General features: G+C 63.3%; 24 protein-coding genes and 1 tRNA gene. 14 read left to right on the top strand and 11 right to left on the bottom strand.

All coding sequences use genetic code 11. The features are described 5' to 3' along the window. Window positions 1-42: 42 nt before the first annotated feature. Window positions 43-1152, top strand: coding sequence for a glycosyltransferase family 4 protein (locus tag BerOc1_RS01335; protein ID WP_071543925.1), 1110 nt, complete (start codon window positions 43-45; stop codon window positions 1150-1152). A gap of 6 nt (window positions 1153-1158) precedes the next feature. Here the strand turns inward: BerOc1_RS01335 and BerOc1_RS01340 are convergent, their stop codons facing one another. From BerOc1_RS01340 to BerOc1_RS01360, 5 genes are all read right to left on the bottom strand, one after another. Further along, window positions 1159-2082, bottom strand: a complete 924-nt coding sequence (locus BerOc1_RS01340; RefSeq protein ID WP_242652816.1) for a lytic murein transglycosylase — start codon at window positions 2080-2082, stop codon at window positions 1159-1161. Window positions 2083-2101: 19 nt separating this feature from the next. Then, window positions 2102-2308: a dual CXXC motif small (seleno)protein gene (locus BerOc1_RS01345; RefSeq protein ID WP_071543927.1), complete on the bottom strand. Its 207-nt coding sequence runs from the start codon at window positions 2306-2308 to the stop codon at window positions 2102-2104. A 4-nt stretch (window positions 2309-2312) separates the two neighbouring features. After that, window positions 2313-3581, bottom strand: coding sequence for a TolC family protein (locus tag BerOc1_RS01350; RefSeq protein ID WP_242652818.1), 1269 nt, complete (start codon window positions 3579-3581; stop codon window positions 2313-2315). Window positions 3582-3772: 191 nt separating this feature from the next. Continuing rightward, a complete protein-coding gene (locus BerOc1_RS01355; RefSeq protein WP_071543929.1) occupies window positions 3773-4564 on the bottom strand; it encodes a MogA/MoaB family molybdenum cofactor biosynthesis protein in 792 nt (263 codons plus the stop codon). A 17-nt stretch (window positions 4565-4581) separates the two neighbouring features. Beyond that, a complete protein-coding gene (locus BerOc1_RS01360; RefSeq protein WP_071543930.1) occupies window positions 4582-5313 on the bottom strand; it encodes a DUF1614 domain-containing protein in 732 nt (243 codons plus the stop codon). Window positions 5314-5450: 137 nt separating this feature from the next. Between BerOc1_RS01360 and rfbA the strand changes: the two genes are divergently transcribed. After that, window positions 5451-6332 (top strand): glucose-1-phosphate thymidylyltransferase RfbA, encoded by an 882-nt coding sequence (gene rfbA / locus BerOc1_RS01365; RefSeq protein ID WP_071543931.1) that lies wholly within the window; start codon window positions 5451-5453, stop codon window positions 6330-6332. 106 nt (window positions 6333-6438) lie between these two features. Here rfbA and BerOc1_RS18975 read toward each other — a convergent pair whose 3' ends face one another. Continuing rightward, window positions 6439-6582 (bottom strand): hypothetical protein, encoded by a 144-nt coding sequence (locus BerOc1_RS18975; protein ID WP_165610762.1) that lies wholly within the window; start codon window positions 6580-6582, stop codon window positions 6439-6441. 209 nt (window positions 6583-6791) lie between these two features. On the opposite strand from BerOc1_RS18975, the gene BerOc1_RS01370 reads away from it, so the two are divergent. Beyond that, complete coding sequence (locus BerOc1_RS01370) at window positions 6792-7349, top strand: PilZ domain-containing protein (protein WP_071543932.1); 558 nt, start codon at window positions 6792-6794, stop codon at window positions 7347-7349. Here BerOc1_RS01370 and BerOc1_RS01375 read toward each other — a convergent pair. Beyond that, entirely contained in the window at window positions 7346-7723 is a 378-nt protein-coding gene (locus BerOc1_RS01375) for a hypothetical protein (RefSeq protein ID WP_071543933.1), read from the bottom strand. The genes BerOc1_RS01370 and BerOc1_RS01375 overlap by 4 nt on opposite strands. A gap of 164 nt (window positions 7724-7887) precedes the next feature. Between BerOc1_RS01375 and rdgC the strand changes: the two genes are divergently transcribed. From rdgC to BerOc1_RS01390, 3 genes are read left to right on the top strand one after another with little or no spacing between them, the layout of a single operon-like run. Then, window positions 7888-8502, top strand: coding sequence for a recombination-associated protein RdgC (gene rdgC, locus BerOc1_RS01380; RefSeq protein WP_071543934.1), 615 nt, complete (start codon window positions 7888-7890; stop codon window positions 8500-8502). A 9-nt stretch (window positions 8503-8511) separates the two neighbouring features. Continuing rightward, window positions 8512-9033, top strand: coding sequence for a hypothetical protein (locus BerOc1_RS01385; protein WP_071543935.1), 522 nt, complete (start codon window positions 8512-8514; stop codon window positions 9031-9033). A gap of 4 nt (window positions 9034-9037) precedes the next feature. Then, on the top strand, window positions 9038-9604 hold the full coding sequence (locus BerOc1_RS01390; protein WP_071543936.1) for an arylesterase: 567 nt from the start codon (window positions 9038-9040) through the stop codon (window positions 9602-9604). Here BerOc1_RS01390 and BerOc1_RS01395 read toward each other — a convergent pair. Continuing rightward, window positions 9594-10340 carry a TVP38/TMEM64 family protein gene (locus BerOc1_RS01395; protein WP_071543937.1) on the bottom strand — a complete coding sequence of 249 codons (747 nt, stop codon included), beginning with the start codon at window positions 10338-10340 and terminating at the stop codon, window positions 9594-9596. The two genes, BerOc1_RS01390 and BerOc1_RS01395, sit on opposite strands and share 11 nt — an antisense overlap. 152 nt (window positions 10341-10492) lie before the next feature. Between BerOc1_RS01395 and BerOc1_RS01400 the strand changes: the two genes are divergently transcribed. Next, window positions 10493-12163, top strand: coding sequence for a YcaO-like family protein (locus BerOc1_RS01400; RefSeq protein WP_071543938.1), 1671 nt, complete (start codon window positions 10493-10495; stop codon window positions 12161-12163). On the opposite strand, the gene BerOc1_RS01405 is transcribed toward BerOc1_RS01400, so the two are convergent. After that, on the bottom strand, window positions 12147-13463 hold the full coding sequence (locus tag BerOc1_RS01405; RefSeq protein WP_071543939.1) for an APC family permease: 1317 nt from the start codon (window positions 13461-13463) through the stop codon (window positions 12147-12149). The genes BerOc1_RS01400 and BerOc1_RS01405 overlap by 17 nt on opposite strands. 208 nt (window positions 13464-13671) lie before the next feature. Here BerOc1_RS01405 and BerOc1_RS01410 point away from each other — a divergent pair. Continuing rightward, a tRNA-Leu gene (locus BerOc1_RS01410) sits at window positions 13672-13758 on the top strand. A 76-nt stretch (window positions 13759-13834) separates the two neighbouring features. Then, on the top strand, window positions 13835-14683 hold the full coding sequence (locus BerOc1_RS01415) for an FRG domain-containing protein (RefSeq protein WP_071543940.1): 849 nt from the start codon (window positions 13835-13837) through the stop codon (window positions 14681-14683). Window positions 14684-14759: 76 nt separating this feature from the next. On the opposite strand, the gene BerOc1_RS01420 is transcribed toward BerOc1_RS01415, so the two are convergent. Continuing rightward, complete coding sequence (locus BerOc1_RS01420) at window positions 14760-15821, bottom strand: TOBE domain-containing protein (protein ID WP_071543941.1); 1062 nt, start codon at window positions 15819-15821, stop codon at window positions 14760-14762. Between the two features lie 157 nt (window positions 15822-15978). Here BerOc1_RS01420 and modA point away from each other — a divergent pair, with 157 nt between their 5' ends. From modA to BerOc1_RS01445, 5 genes are all read left to right on the top strand, one after another. Beyond that, window positions 15979-16713 carry a molybdate ABC transporter substrate-binding protein gene (gene modA, locus BerOc1_RS01425; RefSeq protein WP_071543942.1) on the top strand — a complete coding sequence of 245 codons (735 nt, stop codon included), beginning with the start codon at window positions 15979-15981 and terminating at the stop codon, window positions 16711-16713. 3 nt (window positions 16714-16716) lie between these two features. Beyond that, the gene (locus BerOc1_RS01430; protein WP_071543943.1) at window positions 16717-17385 is read left to right on the top strand and encodes a molybdate ABC transporter permease subunit; all 669 of its coding nucleotides are present in this window, start codon (window positions 16717-16719) and stop codon (window positions 17383-17385) included. A gap of 8 nt (window positions 17386-17393) precedes the next feature. Beyond that, a complete protein-coding gene (locus BerOc1_RS01435) occupies window positions 17394-18119 on the top strand; it encodes a Rossmann-like domain-containing protein (protein ID WP_071543944.1) in 726 nt (241 codons plus the stop codon). Window positions 18120-18332: 213 nt separating this feature from the next. Next, the gene (locus tag BerOc1_RS01440; RefSeq protein ID WP_071543945.1) at window positions 18333-20141 is read left to right on the top strand and encodes an ABC transporter ATP-binding protein; all 1809 of its coding nucleotides are present in this window, start codon (window positions 18333-18335) and stop codon (window positions 20139-20141) included. A 188-nt stretch (window positions 20142-20329) separates the two neighbouring features. Further along, complete coding sequence (locus BerOc1_RS01445; RefSeq protein ID WP_071543946.1) at window positions 20330-20929, top strand: DUF922 domain-containing protein; 600 nt, start codon at window positions 20330-20332, stop codon at window positions 20927-20929. A 250-nt stretch (window positions 20930-21179) separates the two neighbouring features. Here BerOc1_RS01445 and BerOc1_RS01450 read toward each other — a convergent pair whose 3' ends face one another. Further along, a complete protein-coding gene (locus tag BerOc1_RS01450; RefSeq protein ID WP_071543947.1) occupies window positions 21180-23507 on the bottom strand; it encodes an FAD-dependent oxidoreductase in 2328 nt (775 codons plus the stop codon). Window positions 23508-23513: the final 6 nt, after the last annotated feature.

Consider the following 23513-nt stretch of genomic DNA (forward strand, 5'->3'; position numbering starts at 1 on the left):
ACTGTCATGTTGTGTATCCAACAGTCCACCCAGGCGCAATCAATGAGAATATTTCAAGTCATCAATGTCCGCTGGTTCAACGCGACGGCGTGGTACGCCATCACCCTGAGCAAGCTCCTGGCCGACGCGGGCCACGATGTATTGGTCCTGACCCAGGCCGGGACCCAGTCCGAGGCCGCGGCCCGGGAGGCCGGACTGCGCACCGTTGCCGTGGATCTGAACACCACCAATCCCGTGCGCTTCGCCGGTGCCGCAAGGCATATCATACAACTTTTACGGACGCACCGTCCGGATATCGTCGACTGCCACCGGGGGGAAGGATTCTTCCTCTGGGGACTGCTCAAGCTCTTCGGCTTTCACTACCGGCTGGTGCGCACCCGGGGCGACCAGCGCCCGCCGCGCTCGGACGCCCTCAACCGCTGGCTTCACGCGGGGGTGGCGGACGCCGTGGTGGTCACCAACCGGCGCATGGCCGACTATTTCCTGCACCGGATGCGCACCCCCGGGCACGGAGTGTGGCTCATCCACGGCGGCGTGGACACCGCTAAATTCCACTTCGACCAGGCCGGGCGCGAACGCGTCCGCGAGGAATTCGGCTTCGGACCGGACAACATGGTGGTCGGCCTGCTCGGCCGCTTCGACCGGGTCAAGGGGCACAAGGAGACCATCGAGGCCGTGGCCGAACTGCGCGGGCGCGGCATGGACAACATCCGCCTCTTCCTGATCGGCTTCGACACGGCCATGACCAGCGACCAGATCAAGACGCACATCCGCGACGCCGGGATCGAGGACATCACCCGCATCAGCGGCAGACGCGACGACGTGGCCGCCTGTATCAGCGCCCTCGACGTCGGCGTGGTCGCCTCCCTGTGGTCCGAGGCCATCGCCCGCTCCGCCCTGGAGATCATGGCCGCCGAACGCCCGCTGGTGTCCACCGACGTGGGGGTCATGCCGGACCTGGTGGACCCGGCCGTGCTGGTCAAGCCCGGGGACGTCCAGACCCTGGCCGAAGCCGTGGGCGCGGTGGCCGGGGACGGCGGCCTGCGCGAACAGGTCATGGCCGCCCAGAAGCGGACCATGTCCCAACTCACGCTGGACGAATTCCTCAAGCGGACCCTGAATCTTTACCAGAGCCTCGTGGACGGGGACTGATCCCGGTCAGCCGCCGAACAGCTCACGGGTCTTGGCGATCCGGTCGGCCACGGCCAGGACGGTCATGGCGTAGCTCTCGGAGTGGTTGTAACGGTATATGACCTTGAGCTTCTGCGCCTCGGTCATGGAGTCCTTCCAGCCGTGCTCGGCCACGAAGTTGGCCATGGAGTACAGGGCGTCCCGGGTCTCGAACAGATCCACGCGGCCGTCGCCGGACCCGTCGCGGCCGTAATGCTCGGCGCTGGTGGGCATGAACTGACACAGTCCGATGGCCCCGTACACGGAGCTGCGGATGGTCAGCGGGTCCTGGCCGTTGGCCCGGGCGTAGCGGATGAGCGCCTTGAGCTCCTCGTAGGCCCAGTCCCCCTTCTCCCTGGTCCTTTTCTTCAGCCAGTCCAGAGTTTCGCCGGGCACGTCCACCGCGTCGATGCGGTCGCGGATGAGCTCGAAATCCCCGGCCAGGGCCATGGAGGCCAGGATGGTGAAGCCGTTGTAGTCGCCCACGGTCATGCCAAGGCGCGATTCGATGAGCATGAGCGCGGTCAGGATCTCGCCCGGCACTCCGAATTTCTCGTGGATAACGGCCAGCTCCGCCCGGTGCTCGCGATAGAAGGCGTAGGCCCCGGCGATGAGCAGCGGATTGAGGTAGCGGTCCATGACCTCGGGCTCGGGCTGGGGCCCCGGCTTCCGGGCGGACATCCTGGTGTGCAGCAGGACGTTCATCTTGCGGGCCATGATCTCGGGCTGGAACTCGAGGTCCGGGCTGGAAAAGAGGTAGGCGATCTTGCGCCGCTCCAGCCCGTCGGCGGACAGGCGGTCCACCAGCGGGTCCCACAGGCTCCCGGCCTCGGCCGGTCCGGCCAGAACCAACAGCCCCAGGCAACAAAAGAAAACGGCGGCCAACGTCGTTTCGATGGCCGCGCGTTTCATGCGCCTTTCGGGCTTTGCGTCAAATTCGGTCCATGGGCACAAAACCCATTTCCTCCTCGAAGTCGTCGTCCATTCTGGAAGAGAACTCCCTGAGATCATAGACCTTGCCGCAGGATGGGCACTTCAGCGTGACCTCGCGGCATCCCCGGTAGGCGGTCAGGTCCTGACCGCACTTCTCGCACTCCATGCCCCTGGCTTGCCAGGTGCGTTTACGGCCGGAAAACACGATGCTACTTGATCTCCTTGAGGCCGAGGTTCTTCTCGCCCATGGCCACGTAGAGGGCGGACAAGGCGGTTCCGTAGTCGGCCAGGGCCTGCGAGAGCTGGGCCTCGGCCATGCTCAGCCGCTCCTGGGCGTTGAGCACGTCGGTGTTGGTGCCCACCTGGGCCTGGTAGCGGGCCACGGCCATGCGATAGGCCTCTTCGGCCGCCACGACAGACTTCTTGGCCACGGAGATGCGGTCGGCCGCCTCCTGCAGGTTCAGAATGGCGCTCTTGACCTCGAAACCCGCGTTGAGCCTGGTGTTTTCCAGGTCGGCCTGCATCTGCTTGACCATCTCGTCGTACTGCTTGGATTCGTAGTAGTCGGCTCCCCACTGGAAAATGTCCATGGAGGCGTCCACGCCTGCGGTCCAGTATTCACCGGACTCCTCGGATCTGTAGCCGCTGCCGTTGACGCCGGCGTCGTCACCGCGGGTGACGTAGTCCCAGTGGCCGTTGACCGAAGGGTAGAAGCTGCTTTCGGACATGGTCACGTCCTTCTGGGCCATCTCAACGCTTTTCTCGCCCATGAGCAGGTCGGGCCGGTGATCGTAGGCCCGGGTCAGGCATTCCTTGAGGGTCAGACCGAAAGGGGTGTATGTCAGTTCCCCCACGTACTGAATCGGAGCCTCCAGGGGAATGTTCAGCAAGGTATTGAGCTGGGTCGTCTGGATGGAAACGGAGTTGCGCGCCTGAAGCAGATCCTGTCGCGCGGTGGCCAGGTCGACCTCCGCGTCCAGGACCTCGGCCTTGGGCCGCAGGCCGACCTCGTAGAAGGCGCTGGTCACTTTGAGCTGAGATTCCAGGCGGGCCACGGAGTCCTCGGCGCTCTTCACGTCCATGCGCGCCTTGAGCAGGGAAAGGTAGTTGGACTGCACGCTCTCGATCAAGGTCAGTTCCACGTTGGTCAGCGAGGCCTCGGTGGACTCCCGGTTCAGCTTGGCCTTCTGCCAGTTGGCCAAAAGGTTGAAGCCCTGGAAGATCGGCTGGGTCAGGTTCAGGGAGGCGACCCAGTCGCCGTCCTTGCCGCTGTACTGATAATCGCGATTGTAAAAGGTATACCCGTAGGTACCGCTCAGGGTCGGCCCGAACTTGCCGAGAGCGGACCGCTGGCCGTGTTCGGCACCCCGCAGCTGGGCGCGAATGGACTGCATGTTCGGATTGTACCCGAGGGCCCGCTGCACGCACCGCTCCAGATCAAAGGGGCCGGAGAGGTTCTCGGCCGAATCCTTGTCCATGGCGGGGTCGGCGTCCTGAGCGAAAGCGATCCCGGCTGACGCCACAAGGGCCGTAAGGATGAAAGCGAAAAACAAAAACCGTGTACGGTTCATATTGGGATTCCTGCCTGAAATTGCACGTTAAGTTGAACCATCAACAATCATCAACCCAACTATTTAACGACTTTTTCTGGAGGTCGCAAGACAAAACGTCAACCGTCACGCAAAGCGGCGCAGTCCGACGGATCGCCCTGAAGCTTCTCCAATGTGTGCCGGAAAGTCGGCAGCAGCGGTTCCAGACACTCGGCCACGGCCTTGGGGCTGCCGGGCATGTTGACGATGAGCGCGTGGCCCAGGGTCCCGGCCACGGCCCTCGAAATGGCCCCGTGCGGGGTCTTGGCCAGGCTGGCCATGGTCATGGCCCGCTCGTAGCCGGGCAGCCTCTTCTCTATGACGGCCAGGGTCGCCTCCGGGGAAACGTCCCGGGGGGCCACCCCCGTGCCGCCCGTGGTCAGGATGAGGTCGAACCCCTGATTCAGAGCCAGGTCGACGAGCAGTCCCTTGAGCTGCGCGGTCTCGTCCGGGATGACGAAGCCCTGGACGTTGTTCAATTCAAGGACCTCGCCCACCAGCCTGCCCACCAGCGGGCCGGACTCGTCCACGCGCTCGCCGCGCGCGCCCTTGTCGCTCAGGGTGATCCAGGCCAGGGCGTATCCGGTGCGCGAAACCTCGAAGGTCCCGTTTCCCGCCGCCATGTCGTCCATGGCCTCGAGCAGGTACAGGGGCTGCGACGCCCTCCCCGGCCCCGCGGCCAGCCAGGTCGCCGAGCGGACCTTGAACGAACCGCCCTCCCCGGCCAACTTGTCGCCCGCGCGCAGGCCGGGACGGAGCGTGTCCGTGGTCGCGGCCGCCGGGGACAGGACGCCGTCTCCGGCGCGGAGATGGACGAAGCCTCCCTTGTTCACCGGGACGGCAAGACTGAGATTCAGGCTTTTGCAGGTCATGATTACTCCCTTGGTTATCAGGCCAGCAGGACCGACAGGATGCCCGCCACGAACACGCCGCCGAAGGTGCCGGGCCCGCCTATGGAGACCATCTCCGTCCCTACGCGGTTGCGGAAGCGCGGCACCATGAGCGGGATGACGTTGCCGCCGAGCACGGCCCCCATGGTCCCGGCCACGTAGGCGGCCACGGGGCGGAACTCGGGGGGCACGAGAAAATAGACGCACGCAAAGGTGATCAGGGCGGGCAGGACCAGCGGGATGCGCATTCCGGTGAACGGGTCGGGCTTGGACATGGCGTAACACCCGGCCGCGACCATGAGCAGGACGAATCCGATCCAGGGGTAGACCCCGCCCGCCTGAAAGATCATGTGCTGGCGGATGATGAAGGTCACGCTCAAAAGCAGGGGCATGAGGAAGCCGCCCACGTTGAGGGCGAAGACCTGCTTCTTGAGCTCGCTCTCGGCCTCCTCTTCGATGCGCACCGGACGGCCGCCCTCGTCCATGCCGAAGCTCACGGTCCGGGGCCGGGTGACCACCACCAGCCGTTCGCTGGTGTGCACCGGAATGTTGATCATCCGCCCGAGCAGAATGGCGATGAGCATGAGCACGCCCTGGGCCGGAGTCAGCCCCAGCTTGGAAAAGGCGTCGGCCACCAGGGAGACCGGCAGGAACACGAACAGGAAGAAGAGCGCCACCAGCAGGAGCAGCGCGGGGATGATGCCGCCGGAATATTGAAAATAGGGATTCATTGATTACACCTTTGGTAAGGACGCGCCCGGCCTGGTTGCTTTTGCTTTTATCCCGGCCCTATAGTAAGGCAATGTCCATGCAGTTGGGGTGTATCCTAACTTGAAATCGAAGTAAATCAAAGCACTCAGAGGCATATATGAAAGGCATCATCCTCGCGGGCGGCTCCGGCACCCGGCTCCATCCCCTGACCCGGGTGGTCAGCAAGCAGCTCCTGCCCGTCTACGACAAGCCGATGATCTACTACCCCCTGTCCACCTTGATGCTGGCGGACATCCGGGACATCCTGATCATCTCCACCCCGCACGACCTGCCCAACTTCCGAAAACTGCTGGGCGACGGCTCCCAGCTCGGCCTGAACCTGACCTACCGCGAGCAGCCACGGCCCGATGGGCTGGCCCAGGCCTTTCTCATCGGCGAGGATTTCATCGGGAACGACAACGTCTGCCTGGTGCTCGGGGACAACATCTTCCACGGCCACGGGCTGGGCTCCATCCTGCAGTCGGCGGGCCGCCTGCAAAAAGGGGGACTGGTCTTCGCCTATCTGGTCAAGGACCCGGAACGCTACGGCGTGGTGGAGTTCGACCGCAATTTCAAGGCGCTGTCCATCGAGGAAAAGCCGGCCGAGCCCAAGTCCAAGTACGCGGTCACCGGGCTGTACTTCTACGACAACGACGTCATTGGCATGGCCAAATCCCTGAAGCCGTCGGCGCGCGGCGAACTCGAGATCACGGACATCAACAAGCTCTACCTCGAACGCGGCGACCTGGAGGTCCAGACTCTGGGCCGGGGGTACGCCTGGCTCGACATGGGCACCCACGAGTCCCTGCACGGGGCGTCCGGCTTCGTGCGCGCGGTCCAGGCCCGGCAGGGCTACGTCATTTCCAGCCCCGAGGAGATCGCCTACCGCCGGGGGTTCATCTCCCGCGACCAGCTCCTGTTCCTGGCCGCTGCCATGAGCAACAACGAATACGGCCGATACCTCCTTGAGGTGGCCAAGGAGGAGCCCGGCATATTCTAGCCCGGCATACGGCATACGCAAAAAACAACGAAGCCGCTTCCCCGACAAGAGGAAGCGGCTTCGCCATAAAGAGGGAAACGCGGTCCGGGGACCGCGCCGTCAGGCTCTAGTGGTGGTCGCTGTGCATGGCCTCGCACACGCGGATGACACCGATGGTGAGAATCCAGGCCAGGTAGATGAAAATCAGGGACACGCCGACAAAGCCGGGTCCGGAACTCTGAGCCATACCGTGAAGCAGTTCGCCAATCATGTTATTCCTCCTCGCTCACCCTTTTAGCTTGAAAAGATGTACCTTATTGCCCCTCTAAAAGGCTTGTTGTCAACCCCATTCCGCCATTTGCCCGATCCCTTCCTCTCCCCAAGCCCTCTTCCGGAAGCCGCCCGCACGGCTTGTCACGCCCCCGTCTTTGCCATAATATTACCGCGAAAGCGAACAAACCCTTCAACAAACTACGAACAATGGGCATTCTGCACTCCCTCGGCAAGCTTTTCTCCAAATCCGGCAAGGACGGCACCAAGCCCGCGAACAAGGCGGCCGCCCCTGTCTCCCGCCCCGGCTCGGCCGCAAAGACGCCCAAGGGGCCGGACCGGGACGAGGTCTTCCACGCCGGTCCGGCGGACGAGGGGGAGCTGGGCTTCAGCATCACCATCAAGGACGGCAGGATCACCAAGCGCAAGGCGTTCCGGGTCACCGTGGACGGCTTGGCCGCGTTCATTCCCCGGCTGGGCAAGACCTTCCCGGTGACCGACATCAGCGCCTCGGGCCTGGGCTTCCGCTTCCAGAAGCCGAGGATCAAATGCGGCGTGAAGATCAAGATGGACCTGCTCATCAACGGAGGCCGGGAGGTCGAGGGCGTGCCGTGCCAGGTCATGCGCCACGAACGCGGCGTGGTCGGCTGCGCCTTCGTGGAACTGGACCGCAAGCAGGAGGACGCGATCGGCCGCATCGTCCTGGAAGGCGAAAAACAGCTGGCCGCCCGCAGGACCATGGCCAGGAAGAGAAAAAACCGGCCCTAGCCTTTGGCCCTCTCGCGCAATTCCCCTATAAAAGCGTCGAGATCGTTGGGCTCGCCCGGCTTGTGGTCCTCGGGGTAGAGCAGCGCGGTCATGAAGAAAACCGAGCCCAGGCGCAGTGCCGTGCTGGCGCTCATGGAGAACTGCTCCAGCCGCCGAGCCACGCCGTCCGCCTCGTTCTTAGACAAACGCTCCACCAGGACCCACGAGTTCTCGGCCAATCCGGCCAACAGCTTGGCCTTCTTCTCCAGGCAGGCCTGGAACGCGGTCTGCCCGCCCTGGGCCAGGGCGTCCTCCCCGTCGGCCTCTATGCGCTTCACGTCGGCGCTTATGTGTTCCAAAAAGGTTATCAGTCCCGGCAAGGCGGTATCGGACATGGCGGTCTCCTGTTTTTTTGCTCAAGCATAGCCGCGAAACTCTTTGAAAACAAGGCCGTGCGGAAGCGGGAAGCGCGGGACGGACCGCTGAATCCGCTTTACACGGAAGCCAAGAGGTTTTACCTCATGGGGTCCCGGAACACGAACATCCAAGGAGACTCGAATTGAGCCTACTCTCCTCCAGCCTCGGGCTGACACGATACCGCATCATCGAAGAGGTTCCCAGGGAACTGCTTCAGCAGGTGCCTGAAAAACTGAAACAATTCTGCATGGTGGACATTGACGGCACGGCCGACGAACGCTCCTTCGGCTGGACAAACTTCGACGACATGCTGGATACGAACTGGACCGTGTCCCCGCCGGAGAAGGCCGACTACTTCGCCTTTTCCCTGCGTCTGGACACCCGTCGCATCCCGCCCTCCGTGCTCAAGAAGCACAACACCATCGCGGTGAACAAGGAGCTGGAGCACAACAAGGAACAGGGCAAAAACTTCGTGTCCCGCGACCGCAAGCGCGAGCTCAAGGAGCAGGTCACCCTGCGGCTGCGCGCCCGGACCCTGCCCATCCCGGCGGTCTTCGACATCGTCTGGAACGCCTCGGCCAACCGGATCTACCTGGACACCACCAACGCCAAGGTCCGCGCTCTGTTCGAGGACCATTTCGCCCTGACCTTCGACCTCCACCTGGAACCGCTGACCGCCTTCTTCATGGCCATGGACATCCTCGGCGAAGAGGCCGCGCCCAGGCTGGAAAACCTCGACCCGACCATCTTCGTCTAGGAGCACGCCATGGATCTTTCACTCGTAGAACGCGAAAACACCCTGCTCGGCCAGGATTTCCTGACCTGGCTCTGGTACAAGACCGACGAGGACGCCGTGCTCTTCAAGCTCGAGGACAACCGGACCTTCACCCTGCACATGGAGCAGAAGCTGTCCGTCCAGGGCGGCGAGGGCGAGACCAAGTCCACGGCCACGGTGTCCAGCCCGGCGGGCGAGATGTCCGAGGCCAAGGCGGGCCTGCGCACCGGCAAGAAGGTCCACAAGGCCCAGCTGATGTTTTCCATGGACCAGGACGAATGGCTGGTCACGGTCGGCGCCGTCGACTTCGGCCTGTCCGGCCTGAAAACCCCGAAGATCAGCACCAAGGACGACGAGGGCGACGATCCGGATGCCAAATTCCTGGAAAAGATATTCCTGGTGGAACGCTGCCTGGAGATGTTCGACGTGGTCTTCACCCAATTTCTCAACCTCCGACTGAGCAAGGACTGGGCCGAGGAATCCGCCCGTGTCAAGCTCTGGATCAACGGCTAGCATCATGTCCGAAACCCTGCGCATCGCCTGCTTCGGCGACAGTCTGACTGAAGGTTATGGTTTGGCCCGGCAGGAGGCTCTGCCCGCCATCCTGCAGCGCGAGCTGTATGAACGGGGCGTGAACGCCCACTGCCTCAACTTCGGGGTGTCCGGCGACACCTCCGAGGACGGCCTGGACCGCCTGGACGACATCCTTGAGGCCGAACCCGACCGCGTGATCCTGGCCTTCGGGGCCAACGACTGCTTCCTGGACGAACCGGTGGACGAGGTGGCCGCGCGGCTGTCCGCCCTGATCGAGGCCTTCCGCGACCGGGACATCCCGGTCCTGCTGGTGGGCGTCAACGCCGGGCTCAACCCGGACCCGTCCTACCGGACGCGCTTCGAGGCGATCTTCCCGGCCCTGGCCGAGCGCTACGGACTCCCCCTGTTCCCGGACCTCCTCGCCCCGTACCAGGGCGACCCGTCCCTGACTCTGTTGGACGGGCTGCATCCCAATGAGGCCGGAGTGGAGGCCATGGGCCATGCCCTGCTTCCCATGGCGGAAGCGCTGGCACGCGGGGTCACGGCGTAGGCGGGTTCTCCTTCCCTTCACCGTCCCCTTCGCTCTTCTCCCTTGCAATTTCCTCGTCCTTGAGGAACGTCTTCTTCATCCGGTGGACCGTGAAGGCCACCGCCACTCCGGCCACACCCAGCGCCACGGCCGCCCCCGCGGAAACGTGGCCGCGCACGCCCGAGGTGAGCAGGTGCCCGCCCGAGGCCAGAAAAATGGTCTCGGGCAGCATGGCCAGCCAGGAAAGCAGCGCGTACGGCAGGCAGCGGACCTCGGTGATGCCGAGCAGGTAGCTGGTCGCCGGAAAGGGCAGGACCGGGATGATCCGGCTCAGGGAGATGAGGTGCAGGGGATGGACGCGGCTCAACGAGAGCATGCGGCGGTACACGGGATGGCCCGCGAACCGGGCGCGCAGCCGTTCGCGCACGCCGTAGCGGGCAAGCAGGAAGGCCATGGTCGCGCCGATGGTCATGCCCGCCGAGGCATAGGCCGCCCCGAATTTCCAGCCGAAGAGCGCCCCGGCCGCCACGGTGAAGAGCACCTGGGGCACCAGGAACAGAGTCAGCAGCGCGTTGACCGCGATGAAGACCAGCGGAGCCAGCTCCCCCTGGTCGGCCACGAATTCGGTAACGCGGGACATGTACCGCTCCCCCCAGTGCTCCAGGGCCAGGGAGAGCAGGCCGAGCAGCCCCAGGACCACCGCGAACTTGATGATCATCGGCCAGGGCCGGGATGTTTTTTTTCCGTGTCGTGCCATGTGACGCGTCCTCCGGGCGTGCGCGGCGGGTCCGGGCCTTGTGCTCGGGCGGGGAATGCCATAGCCTAGCGCGGGTCCCGGCCCTTCCTCCTTCTACGGGGTTATGGCCGGAAAATGAAGGCGGAAATGCAGAGGGAAACCAAAGGAAGACGATGCGCTACAAATTGCAGATGATGGATACGGATTTCGGGGTGGGCATGTTCGCCGCCCTGCCGGACGTGAACCTGAGCCACAACGAGATGATGGACCATCTCCGCGAACACCCCATGGACGACCACATGCACGAGTTCGTGCTCCAGGGGTTCAAGGAGTTCCGCCCGCGCAAGCTGGAAAAGATGATCAAGGAGGCCATGCGCGACCGGGGCAAGTCCGATCCGGTGGGCACCACGATCATGTATGAGGCGTGCATCTGCCATCAGCGCCTGAACCGGCTCCTGCCCCTGTTCGACGGCCTCGATCCCGAGGATTTCCTGGACTTCACCCCGGCCATCCACATCCGCTCCCGCCTGCTGGAAGACCAGCCCCTGCACCGTGAATGGACCCGCGTCTTCGGCCGGAACATCTTCGCCATGGCCCCCCTGCCCGCCCCTGCGGACGCGCCCGAGCCGCTCTTCGGCGACGAGGAGCTGGCCGCGCCCGGGCCGGTCGGCGCCGCGAGCGCGCGCGCCGAACTGGACGGCGAGCTGCCCCCGCCACTGCCGCGCAGGCCGCTCAAGGAGACCATCGACACCGCCCTGCCCGCCCTGGGCAAGGCCGACGCCTTCGTGGGCCCGGCCATGGAACACAAGGCCTCCCTGTCGCCCTGCGCCCGGCTGCGCCACTGGTCGGTGAAGACGCGCACGGTCAACGGCAACCTGTCCAACTCCCTGCAGGGATTGCAGACCTGCTACGGACGCGGGTTGAGCATGGAACGAGCCGAGGCCTCCTACGCCATGGAGCTGGCCGAACGCTTTTCCTCCTACGCCAGTTTCGGCCCCAAGGGCGTGCTCGGCTACGCCCGCGACTATCCGCTTACCCTGGCGTCTTATGACGAATTGGACGTCCCGGCGGTCAACCCTGCGGACATCCGTCTGGAAGTGCCCTACGCGGGCCAGAAGCTCCACTGGCTGGAGGGCCACACCCCGGACGGTCGGCCGGTCCTGGTCCCGGCCCAGTTCGTGTTCCTATTCTGCAACCTGGACGAACCGTCCCTGTTCAGCGCGCTGGGCTCCACCGGCCTGGCCTCGGGCAACACCCTGTTCGAGGCCAAGGCGGCCGCCCTGACCGAGGTCATCGAACGGGACTCGGACGCGACGCAGCTTTTCGCCCCCGACAAATGCTTCCGCGTGGAAAGCGATGATCCCGAGATCGCAGGGCTGCTTGAAAAATACCGCGAGGACGGCATCGACGTGTGGTTCATGGACATGACCACCGAACTGGGCGTGCCGTGCTACAAGTCCGTGGTGCTCGGCAAACACGGCGACGTGAACAAGGGCGGCGGCTGTTCGTTGAGCGGCCCCTCGGCCCTGATATCGGCCATGACCGAGACGGCCTACCCCTATCCCGGTCCCAAGAGCGGCCCGGCCCCTGAAGGGCTGCCGGTGCGCAGCCTCGAGGACCTGCCCGACCTGTCCACGGGCAGCGCCGAGGGCGATGTGATGGTGCTGGAGAGGACGCTTGCGGCCAACGGCTACCGGCCCGCCTATGTGGACCTGACCCGCCGGGACCTGAACATCCCGGTGGTCCGGGCCATGGTTCCCGGCCTGGAGTTGATCTCCGATTTCGACCAGTATTCGCGGGTCAGCCCGAGGCTGTACCGGAACTACCTCAAAGCGTGCGCGTAACCCTGGCCTGACGGCGGCGCTTGCGCGGGCCCTTGGTGCCGATGGTCCGGTAGACCACCTCCAGGACGCCCGCCCCGCCGAAGAGCGCGGCCAGGACCCAGGCCGTGGCCGGGTTGTCGCCCACGCTCTGCCAGACCATGGCGACAAAAGCCGCCGCGCAGGTAAGCACGCCCAATGCGGACAGGACGCGGCCCGTGCCCCAGCCCTCCTCGTCCTTGAAATTGGCCGCGTTGACCACGGCGAACACGGACAGGAAACCCGCGCTGCCCAGGGTGGAGATGGCCGAGAGGTCGGCCACGTTGGCCAGGATCAGGGCGAGCACGGCGGTGACCACCAGCCCCTCGGCCGGCGCGCCCCACATCTGCCGCTCCAGTTGGACGGGCAATTCCCCTTCCTTGGCGATGGTGTAGCACAGCCTCGATGCGCCGTAGAGCGTGGCGTTGATGGCCGAGAAGGTGGACAGGAGCGCGGCCACGGCGATGAGCGTGAACCCGGTTTGCCCCAGGAACGGCTTGGCCGCCTCGGCCAGGGCGTAGTCGCGGGCGTTTGCGATGGCGTTGAGCGGAAGATTGCCTACCACCACGATGGCGATGGCCACGTAGAGCAGGACCACGAATCCCACGGAAATATAGAAGGCCAGCGGCAGGTTGCGTTCGGGCTTGCGGATGTCCGCCCCGGTGTTGGCGATGAGCTCGAACCCCTCATAGGCCACGAAGATGATCATGCCCCCGGCCACCAGCGGGAGCAGCGGCACCCAGGTGTCCACGGCCAGCCGCGCGGGCTCCACGCCCTTGAACCCCACGGCCAGGAAAAAAAGCAGGATGGCGATCTTGACGACCACCACATAGGTCTCGGCCTTGCCCACCACCTTGGCGCTGGCCAGGTTCAGCACGGCGGGCACGATTATGGCCAGGGAGATGAGCCCGTGGAGGGTGAACCAGCCGCCCCCCGGAAAGAAGACCGCGCCGTAGGAACCGAAGGCGTGGGCGTACAGGGCGAGCATGACCACGTAGGAGAACCACAGCAGCACGTTGAGCGCGCCCACGTGCATGGAGTTGCCGAAGACCCGGTCCAGGAAGACCACGGTTCCGCCCGGCCCGGCGTAGCGCACTGATAGCCGCGCATAGGACGCGGCGGTTATCAATGCCACCACCCCGGCCACGGCAAAGGCCACGGGCGTGCCGCCCCTGGCCAGCTGCACGCTCAAGCCCAGCACGGCGAAGATGCCGCCCCCGACCATGCCGCCCACCCCGATGGAGACGGCTCCCCACAGACCCATTTTATCGTCGTTCAACGCCATATATTCGCCTTGTTCCCGGATGAAAGCCGGAGCCCCGGCCGTTTCTCTTCGAAAATGTTGACCGCCGGAATCCGGCGGATGCCGGATAGAATAGCCCAATCCACCGGAAGAAGAAAGCGGAGCGCATTTTTGCACCACCCGCTCCACCGCCAACCGGCCAAAACCATTGACTCCCCGCCGGAATGCACGATACTGAAACACACCCCAAGCCCGGGTGGCGGAACTGGTAGACGCAAGGGACTTAAAATCCCTCGGACATTTGTCTGTGTGGGTTCGATTCCCACCTCGGGTACCATTTTTAAGCAAGTTGCCGAGTTGCAGCTTGCTTTTTTTTATAAAAATTTCATACGGTGCCGTAAACGGAGCGGTAAATGAGAAGTCAAAACCTAGCATTAAGCGGCAATCTCATCGCAATGGATAAAATCAGCCATTGGGATGCGGAAAATGAGATTTTCAACATAGAGACTCCATTCGCACTCTGCCAGATGGCGGGATATGCAAAATATAAATTATCAAAAGACGGTCCGGTGTTATTCAGAGGCCAAGGATCAAACTATGATCAAATGCGGCCTACGCTCTTCAGAAATGTCGACACTTCCAGTGGATGCACTGCAAGAGTAAAACAATCGAGAGATTTTATAAAATCCGAAGAATGCATTTCCTCATTTCTCAGAGGAACACCAAAAGAAGCATTCGAACCACTCCTTCAACATTATGGATTGGCAACACCATGGATCGACCTTGTTGACAATATTTGGAGTGGCCTGTGGTTCGCCACGCATTCTGCCAGCAGCATAAAAGAGGGCAGATATACGCACTATGAAAAGTCAAAAAAAGAATATTGTTATATCTATATGATGCAGTTTGGGACAAAGGACAAAAGAATCACCAATGGCATCCACACAACCAACAAAGGAATGCTGCTCGCGGACTTGCGAGTTGCCGCTCCGTCAAACTATTTAAGGCCTCACTCTCAACACGGACTCCTGGCCATGCGAGGCAACCTAACGGAGGGGACCGGTCCGGACTATAGTGATTGCGTTGTTCTGGTAATGAGAATTGCAACGCAGAACGCGCTCAATTGGTTGGGAGACTCTCTATTGACGAAGGGCTCATTCATGTTTCCGCCTCCGATGCACGATCCCGGTTATCAAGTTTTTCTGGACAACCCGTTCACACCGCCCGCAGTGATGGGCAACATATCCATCATAAGTGCATAACCCATTCCCGGTGAAGGAAATCGGTTCGCTGCCTTACGGCGCGAGCCGATTGTATTTTCCGAAGGCTATCGCCCTTCTACAACTGAACCGTGTTCAGCACCACGGACATGGCTTTGAACCAGAACTCGACCTGGTCGCCGGGCTTGAGGACCAGGTCCTGGGCGCTTTGGGCGGAGATAAGGGAACAGACGTCGGTGCCGTCCGGGAGGCGGCCCAGGACTTCGGACAGGACCGGGGTGTCGGTGACCCGGAGGATTTCGGCCTCGAGGCGGTTGCGGGCGCTGCCGGGAATGTGGTCGGCCCGGCGCAGGACGTTGACCAACGGGGCCTTGACCGTGGCCACGACCGGGCTGCCCACCTGGATCTTGAGGTTGCGCAGGGAGTCCATGGTGATGACCGAACTGATCTTGATGTTGGAGCGGGTCTCCAGGACCACCTGGGCCATGACCGGGTCCGTGTCCACATGGACGACGTGGCCCAGAAAGGAGTTTCTGGCCGAGGTGCGCTTGCGCATGGCCTCGTAGGCGGTGCGCACGATGGTCTGCACGTCGCCCGGCGAAAACTGCTGGAAGTTGGCGGTCAGGTCCAGGGACGACTGGCCCAGGACTTCCTTGACGATGGTGATGGGCACCCCGCTGCGAAGCATCTCCACGGCCCGGGTGTTGCGCAGGGACTTCGGACAGACCATATCCTTGGCCAGGCCGCACTCCTTGCCGCGCTCGTAGCAGATGCGCCGGAAATAACCGGGGTCCACGCGGAAAAGTTCCCCGCGCAGGCCGTACCCCATGGGGCTTTCCAGGAAGGCGGCCAGCTCGGCATAGAACTCCTCGGGCAGCGGGACCTCGCGCATGCGGTCCTCCCGGCCCAAGCGAACGAACGGGCCTTCCGCGTCAAACGCCTCGGTATCGTCCAGGGACAGAATTTCGCCCAACCGCGCCCCGGTGTGGCGGACGAGTTGAAAAAGCAGCCAGAGCCGGGTCCGGGCCCGAACGCTGTCCATGCGCCTGGCCGAGTCCTTCCATGTGCGGAAGGCTTCTTCCAGGGCGCACATCTGCGACGGCTCCAGATAACTGACCTGATCCGAGACGCTGAAAAACTCCCGGGGATGCATCTTGCCCGAAGGCTTGTTCTCTTGCATGAACGGCTCACCTGACGGGTTATCACGCTTTTATCCATTCGCGTGACTTGGTTGCGAGATAAGAGCACAGAACATAGGGGATTTAGGGACGGGACACAACCCGTTCGAAAAGCGCACACCCAGCCGCGTCCCGGCGCGGAGACAATAAGGAGCCCCCATGCGATTGTTGCGAATCTGCACTCTCATACTCAGCCTGATTCTCGCTCTTCCGGCGAGTGCCTGGGCCGACAGCGACGTCGTCCTGGCCGCGGGTGCCGGGTACAAGAAGATGGTCAACGCCCTCAGCGCCGCCTACCAAAAGAAGACCGGCAAGACCCTGGACCTCATTTACGGCAACATGGGCCGCGTGACCACCCTGGCCAAGGAGAGCGGCAAGGTGGACATCGTCCTGGGCGACCAACAATTTCTGCTCAAACGCGCGGCCCTGGCCGTGACCGAAAAGACCGAACTGGGCCGGGGCAAGCTGGTCCTGGCATTCGCCAAGGGGTCCAAATTCTCCAAGGTGGCCGACCTGGACAACCCCGAGGCCGGACGCATCGCCATGCCGGACACGAGCAAGGCCATCTACGGCCGCGCCGCCCGCGAATACCTGACCAAGACCGGCAGGCTGCCGGACATCAAGCCCAGGCTGGTGGAAGTGGCCACCGTGCCTCAAGTCTTCTCCTACCTGGCCACCGGCGAGGTGGACATGGGTTTCCTCAACCTGACCCACGCCCTGAACGTCAAGGACAAGCTGGGCGGGTACGTGGTCCTGGACGACAAGGACTACTCGCCCATCAGCATCATCGCGGCGATACTGGAGAGCTCCGCCAACAAGGACAAGGCGCAGTCGTTCATCGACTTCGTCAAGACGGACGAGGCCCAGGCCATCGTCAGGGCGAACGGCCTGTAGCACATGGATTTCGTCGGCATCATGACCCAGCCGGAAACCCTCAACCCGCTCCGGCTCACTCTGAAGGCGCTGGCCGTGGCCGGTCTGCTGCACCTGGTCTGCGGCGTGCTCATCGCCTACTACCTGACCTCGGGCAAGGGGCCGACGCGCTCGGCGGTGGACTTCTTCGTCACCCTGCCCCTGGTCTTTCCGCCCATCGCCACGGGGTTCATCCTGCTCATGCTCCTGGGTAGGGCCGGTTGGCTCGGACGGTTCGCGCCCATGGACATCGTCTTCAACTTTCGCGGCGTTGTTCTGGCCTCCTTCGTGTCCGGCCTGCCGCTCATGGTCAAGCCGGTGGAGGCGGCGCTCAGGGGCGACGTCAGGCGGCTGGGGGAGATATCCCAGGTCCTTGGCAAGAGCGACTGGCAGACCTTCTGGCTGGTGCTGCTGCCCAATATCCGGCGCAACGTGACTGCGGGCTGGTTCCTGGCCCTGGGGCGCTCCCTCGGCGAAGTCGGGGTGACGCTCATGCTCGGCGGCAACATCATCGGCAAGACCAACACCCTGTCACTGGAAATCTACAACGCGGTCTTCAGCGGCGAATTCGACCGGGCCATGGTCCTGGCAGTGATCATCGGCCTGTTCTCCCTGACCATCTTCATCGCGCTGAAAAAACTGTCCGCCGTGTAGGAGAGGCAATGAAAAGCGTTTTTGACACCGTGTGCGAACGAGCCCTCGACCTCTGGACCCGTGAGGGGCTCCTGGACGAGACCATCACCGTGACCGCCGCGCCCCTGAGCGTGAAGGAGGCCATCGGCACGCCCGAGGGCAACGACTTCCCCATCCAGAAGGGCAAGGAAAAGCTGATGGAGGCCAATTTCCACGGCGCGCGCGGCCAGGCCTTCACCGACCACTACGGCAACTACTCCGGCACGCTGCGCCAGATCGCCGCTCTGCCGCGCGACGACAACTACCACCGGGCCGTGTTCATCTCGACCATGAACGCCGTAAGCCGCTCCCTGGGGCAGACGGGCAACACGGTCCATTGCCGCGACACCGGACCCGCCGAATGCGCCAAGGGCGTGTTCCGCTACATCGACGACTATTACGGCAAGGGGCGCGTGACCATCATCGGCTTCCAGCCCACCCTGGCCCAGGCCGTGAGCAGCGAGACCGACGTCCGACTGGTGGACCTGGACCCGGACAACATCGGCCAGACCAAGCGGGGCGTATTGGTGGAAGGCGGTGAGGCCACGGCCGACGCCGTGGATTGGGCCGACCTGCTGCTGGTCACCGGCACCACCCTGGCCAACTCGTCCATCGACCTCTTTCTCACCGGCAAACCCGTGCTGTTTTACGGCACGACCATAGCCGGAGCGGCCAGCCTCATGGGTTGGAACCGCTACTGTCCGCAGAGCAGCTAGGGGGCCTCCTCCATCCCTCCCCGGCTGCGGGGAAAGGGTTCTTGCTTGCCGCGCAAGGACCCTTTCCCAAGCGGCGGACCGCCCAGGTGACCGCTTCACCATGCCCGTGCCCACCCCACGCCAACATTATCCCTTTACTCATCGCGCCCAACACCTTATTTGAGGGAGGCATCAGAAAACAACAATCCCCTTGCGGGATGACGGGAGTTTTTTTTGGCTCGCAAACCCGATCTGCACACCTTCTCCAACCGTTATCTTCTCAAGCGCTCCATCGGCTATTTCGGCGCGTACAAAGGGCGCGTCGCCCTGGCCGTGGCTTCCATGCTTTTGCTGAGCCCCATTTCCCCGGCCCTGGCCTGGATCGGCAAGTACGTCATGGACGACGTCCTGATCGCCAAGGACATGGGCATGCTCAAGCTGTGCATCCTCGCATTCCTCGGCTTATGGCTGCTCAGGGGGTTGCTCATGATCGGCCAGGCGTACACCATGCAGGCCACCGGCATGCTGGTCCTGCGCGATATCCGTAACGAATTATTCAAAAAAATCATCCGCCTGCCCATGCCCTACTTCGCCGAGAGCGAGGTAGGCATGCTCATGAGCCGGATCATCGCCGACGTGACCGCCGTGCGCGCCTGCCTGCCCAGCGTGCTCATGTTCGTCCGGCAGATATTCACCCTGATCGCCCTCATCGGCACGACCATCTACCTGGACCCCTATTTGTCCCTGTGGGCGTTGCTGGTCATGCCCGCCGCCATCTACCCGTTCACCTACTTCGGGAAAAAAATCCGCAAATACGGACGCAAGACCCAGGCCGAACTGTCCGGGGTCAACGTGGTCCTGGAAGAAAGCTTCTCCGGCATCAAGGTCATCAAGGCCTTTGCCAACGAAGTCCGGGAAGATTTCAAATTCAAGAAGGAAAACGACAGCCTGACCCGGCTGCTCGTGCGCAAGATACTCTACAACGAGGGGTCCTCGCGGGCCATGGACATAGTCGGCGCCTGCGCCGGGGCCTCGGTCCTGTGGTTCGGCGGCATGCGCGTCATCAACGGCGACATGACCCCCGGCGATCTGATGGCCTTTTCCCTGTGCGTGCTTCAATTGTATGAACCGATCAAGAAGTTGAACACCGCCAACAACGAGATCCAGGGCGGCCTGGCGGGTGCCGAACGCGTCTTCGACATCCTCGACTCCCCCTCCATCCAGGTGGAGGAGGAAGGCAAGACCGTATTCGACGGCTCCCTGCGCAGTCTCGTGTTCCGGAGCGTCCGGTTCACCTACCCCGGCTGCCCGGCTCCGGCCGTGGACGGGGTCGACCTGACCATCGAAGCCGGACAGCGCGTGGCCATCGTCGGGCCCAGCGGCTCGGGCAAGACCACCCTGGTCAACCTGATCCCCCGCTTCTACCTGGCTCAGGAAGGGGTCGTGGAACTCAACGGAGTCCCGTTGGAGGACTACACCCTGGAGAGCCTGCGCACGCACCTGGGCCTGGTCTCCCAGGACACCTTCCTGTTCAACGTGTCCATTGCCGACAACATCGCCTATGCCCATGACGGCTACGAGATGAGCGACGTACGGCGCGCGGCGGACGCGGCCTTTGCCCATGAGTTCATCACCGTGATGCCCGAAGGCTACGACACCGTGGTCGGCGAGGGCGGGGTCAAGATTTCCGGCGGCCAGAAACAGCGGCTGACCATCGCCCGGGCGATCATGAAGAACCCGTCCCTGCTCATCCTGGACGAAGCCACCAGCGCGCTGGACACGGAATCCGAACGGGTGGTCCAGAAGGCCCTGGACAACCTCATGCAGGGCCGCACCTCCATCGTCATCGCCCACCGCCTCTCGACCATCCTCACCGCCGACGTCATCGTGGTCATGAAGGACGGCCGGATCGTCGCCAGAGGCAAGCACGACGAACTGCTGGCCACCTGCCCCCTCTACGACCGGCTCTACCAGATGCAATTCGAAGACACGACGGAGACAAGCCGGGCGGACGCCGCCTGCACCGCCCCGCGTTTGGTCTGATTTTCACCCCGCCTTCGATCTTCACGGCCAATGCCGCGGGTTCGCCGCCATCGACGAATCGAGACAACGGCAACGCCGTAGGGATGGGCTCACCTGACTCGGCGTGAACCTTCCCCGAGGGCGCTTTCTGGCCGCGCGACGGATGGGGCGGGCTTGCCCGTACAGACGGGAATGTTTATCATTCCAAAATGCAGCATGTTCCCTCCCGCCGCCTCCGGCGATTCATCCCGGCCGCGTTGGCCCTCTCCCTGCTCCTCCTGGCCGCGCCGGCCCTGGCCGACGTGGTGCGCACGGTGTCCACCGAATACTACATGGTGGAAGGGACCGAGCCGACGACCATCATCCTCAATCTCAAACGCAGCTCCCCCCTGAACGAGGGGAACAAGACGTACCAGGCCAACACGCGCACGTACATTCGGACCACCTACAACATCGAGCAGCGCGGGGATACCTGCCGGATCACCAACGTCGTCGTCTATCTGCACCTGACCTATCTCTACCCCAAGCTCAAGCACAGCGTGGACTTCGAGACCCGAAAGTGGTGGCGCGGTTTCTACCGCCAACTCGAAAAGCACGAACTCATTCACGGCGAAATATCCACCAAGGCGGCCCACAAGTTGAGCGACACCCTGGAGAACCTCAAAACCGGCGACTGTCACAACATCAAGAGCACCGCCAAGGTCAAGGCCCGCCGCATTCTGGAACAAATGAAAAAGGACCAGGTGTCCTACGACGCCCTCACCCAACACGGATTCAAACAGCAAAGGAATATGGGACGCTATCCTTAAGCGGCTTTCGAGAATGGATTGGGGGCAGTGGAGAGAGCCGCTACAGGTGGCTTTGCCACCCGTAGCGCTCCAAAGAAAAGTCAAAACAAAGTCCTTGGCTCATCTCTGAGTCAGGGACTTTGTTTTGCGCTGTTGCCCCGCGCAGCGGATATACAAAGCTTTGGAAAAGGATGGGGATGGGGGGCCGGGGGCATTACAAAAAAGGGGCGACGGTACACCGTCGCCCCTTTTTATTTGTGTCGGGTTCGCCTTATTCCATGGGGGCCGGGTTTTTCATGTCCCAGATGCCGCAGGGGCAGGCGTCGGCGCAGAAGCCGCAGGCGATGCACTTGTCCGGGTCGACCACTCGTTCGAAGCCGCCGTCGGGCAACTCGTTGCGCTTGATGGCGTTTTGCGGACAGAGGGTGTCGCAGATGTAGCAGTCGCGGCAGGAGCCGCAGCTGGAGCATTCCGCGCCGCACTGGTTGGCGTCGCTGAACTCGATGACGCGCGGGTCGAAGTACTCCAGCGTCATGCGCGTGTAATCGATCATGTCGCGGGTGTCGGACTGCGGACGACGGTTGTTGAAGATGTCGTCGATGACCTCGGCCGCGCGTCGGCCGTGGCCGATGGCATGGGTCAGCAGCCCGGGACGGACGGCGTCGCCGATGGCGAAGACGCGGGAGTCCGTGGTCTGGTAGTCGTCGTTGACGACCACGTGGCCGCGATCCAGGGCGATGGTGTCGGGCAGGAAGTCCACGTCCGGCTGGTCGCCGATGGACATGATGACCGTGTCCGCCTCGAGCAGTTCGCCGGATTGCAGCAGAACGCCCTTGTCCGTGATCTCCTTGGTAAAGCAGGGCCACTTGAAGCGCGCGCCCACGGCCTCGGCCTCCTTGCGTTCCTTGCCGAAGGAGGCGGGTTCCTGGATGTCGATGAGGGTGATGTCCTCGGCACCCACGGAGGCGGCCATGGTGGCCACGTCGCAGCCCACGTTGCCCGCGCCGATGATGACCAGCTTCTTGCCGATCTCGGCGGTACCCGCCTTGGCGTCCTTGAGGAAGGTCAGAGCCGGGTAGATGCGCTCGTGGCCGGGCACCGGGATGATGCGCGGCTTCTGGGCACCGATGGCCAGGATGACGAAGTCGTATTCCTGCTGGAGTTCCACGAACTCCTTGGCCTTGAGCTCCTGTTGCAGGTGCACGTGGGGGATGACCTTGGCGGCGCGCTCGACTTCCTTTTCCACCACTTCCTTGGGAACGCGGCTGTAGGGGATGGCCGAGGTGATCTTGCCACCCAGGGTCTTGGCCATGTCGTAGACCACGGCCTCGTGCCCCTTCATGCGGATCTGCCAGGCCACGGAGATGCCGGCCGGGCCGCCGCCGATGACGGCCACGCGCTTGCCGGACAGGGGCGGCAGGTCCGGGACCTTGGACTTGTGCCCTTCCCTGCCGAGCTTGGTGATATCCACGGCGGCCATATGCTGCTGGGTGGACCGGGTACAGCCCTCCATGCACAGGTTGGGACAGAGGTAGCCACAGACCGTGGCCGGGAACGGCGTGTAGGCCAGCGCCAGATCCACGGCCTCGTCCACCAGCCCGTCGCGGACGAGCTGCCAGCGCTTCTGCACGGGCATGCCCGTGGGGCAGCTGGCCTGGCACGGGGCCATGTATTTGCGGTTCTCCCACACGGGCACCTTGCGGCGCAGATCGCCGTGGACCACGAGCGGGATGGGTGAACGGTCCAGATCGGTCAGGTCGCCGATGATACCGCCCTTGCCCAGTTCCGCGTCCCAGGTATTGACCCGGAAGTCGTGCATGGCCCTGCGGACCTTGCCCTTTTTCTCAAAGGGGGTCTTGGCCCGGATGAGCTGCCACTCCTCGCGGCGGGTCAGCCGCTTGAGCAGGCGGGAGCGCTTAATCTTCTTGAGGAATTCCTCGATGTTTTTGGTCAGCCAGGCCCAGGTCTCGTCGTCGATGGGCTCCATGAGCGCGTCGGCCTGGGAGAATCCGTCGATGGGGCCGCGCACGAAGATGCGGCCGCCGACCATACCCACGCAAGGGCGATAGCCGAGCACGTTCTTGGGGTTCTGGCCCTCGTGGCCGCAGACCACGGCCGTGCCGCCGGCCATGAACTCTGCGAAGTAGTCGCCCACCGAGCCCAGGATCCACAGTTCGGGCGGGTCGAAACGGGGGTTGGTCTTGGTCATGGTCATGCCGCGCGAGCCGATGTTGCCCGCGATGAAGACCTTGCCCTGCGCCATGGCGTTGCACACGCCGTTGGAGGCGTTGCCGTGGACGACGACCTCCGCGCCCGCGTTGAGCCAGGCCACGTCGTCCGAGGCCGGGCCCATGACCTCGATGGTCGTGCCCGGGAAGCCCTTGGAGCCGATGCGCTGGCCCGGGGAACCGGTGATGGTCACGGAAATGGGCTCGTCCTTGGAAATCCAGAGTCGGCCGCCCAGGCCGTGTTGGCCCATGGCGTCGATCTCCAGTCGGCGCGCGCCCTGCCGGACCGCCGCCTGGATGCGTTCCTCCAGGATGCGGGATTCCACGCGGACACCGTTCTCGTGCCCGTCTATGCGTATTTTCTTAGCCATTGTGTA

The organism is Pseudodesulfovibrio hydrargyri (assembly GCF_001874525.1).
GTDB lineage: Bacteria > Desulfobacterota > Desulfovibrionia > Desulfovibrionales > Desulfovibrionaceae > Pseudodesulfovibrio > Pseudodesulfovibrio hydrargyri.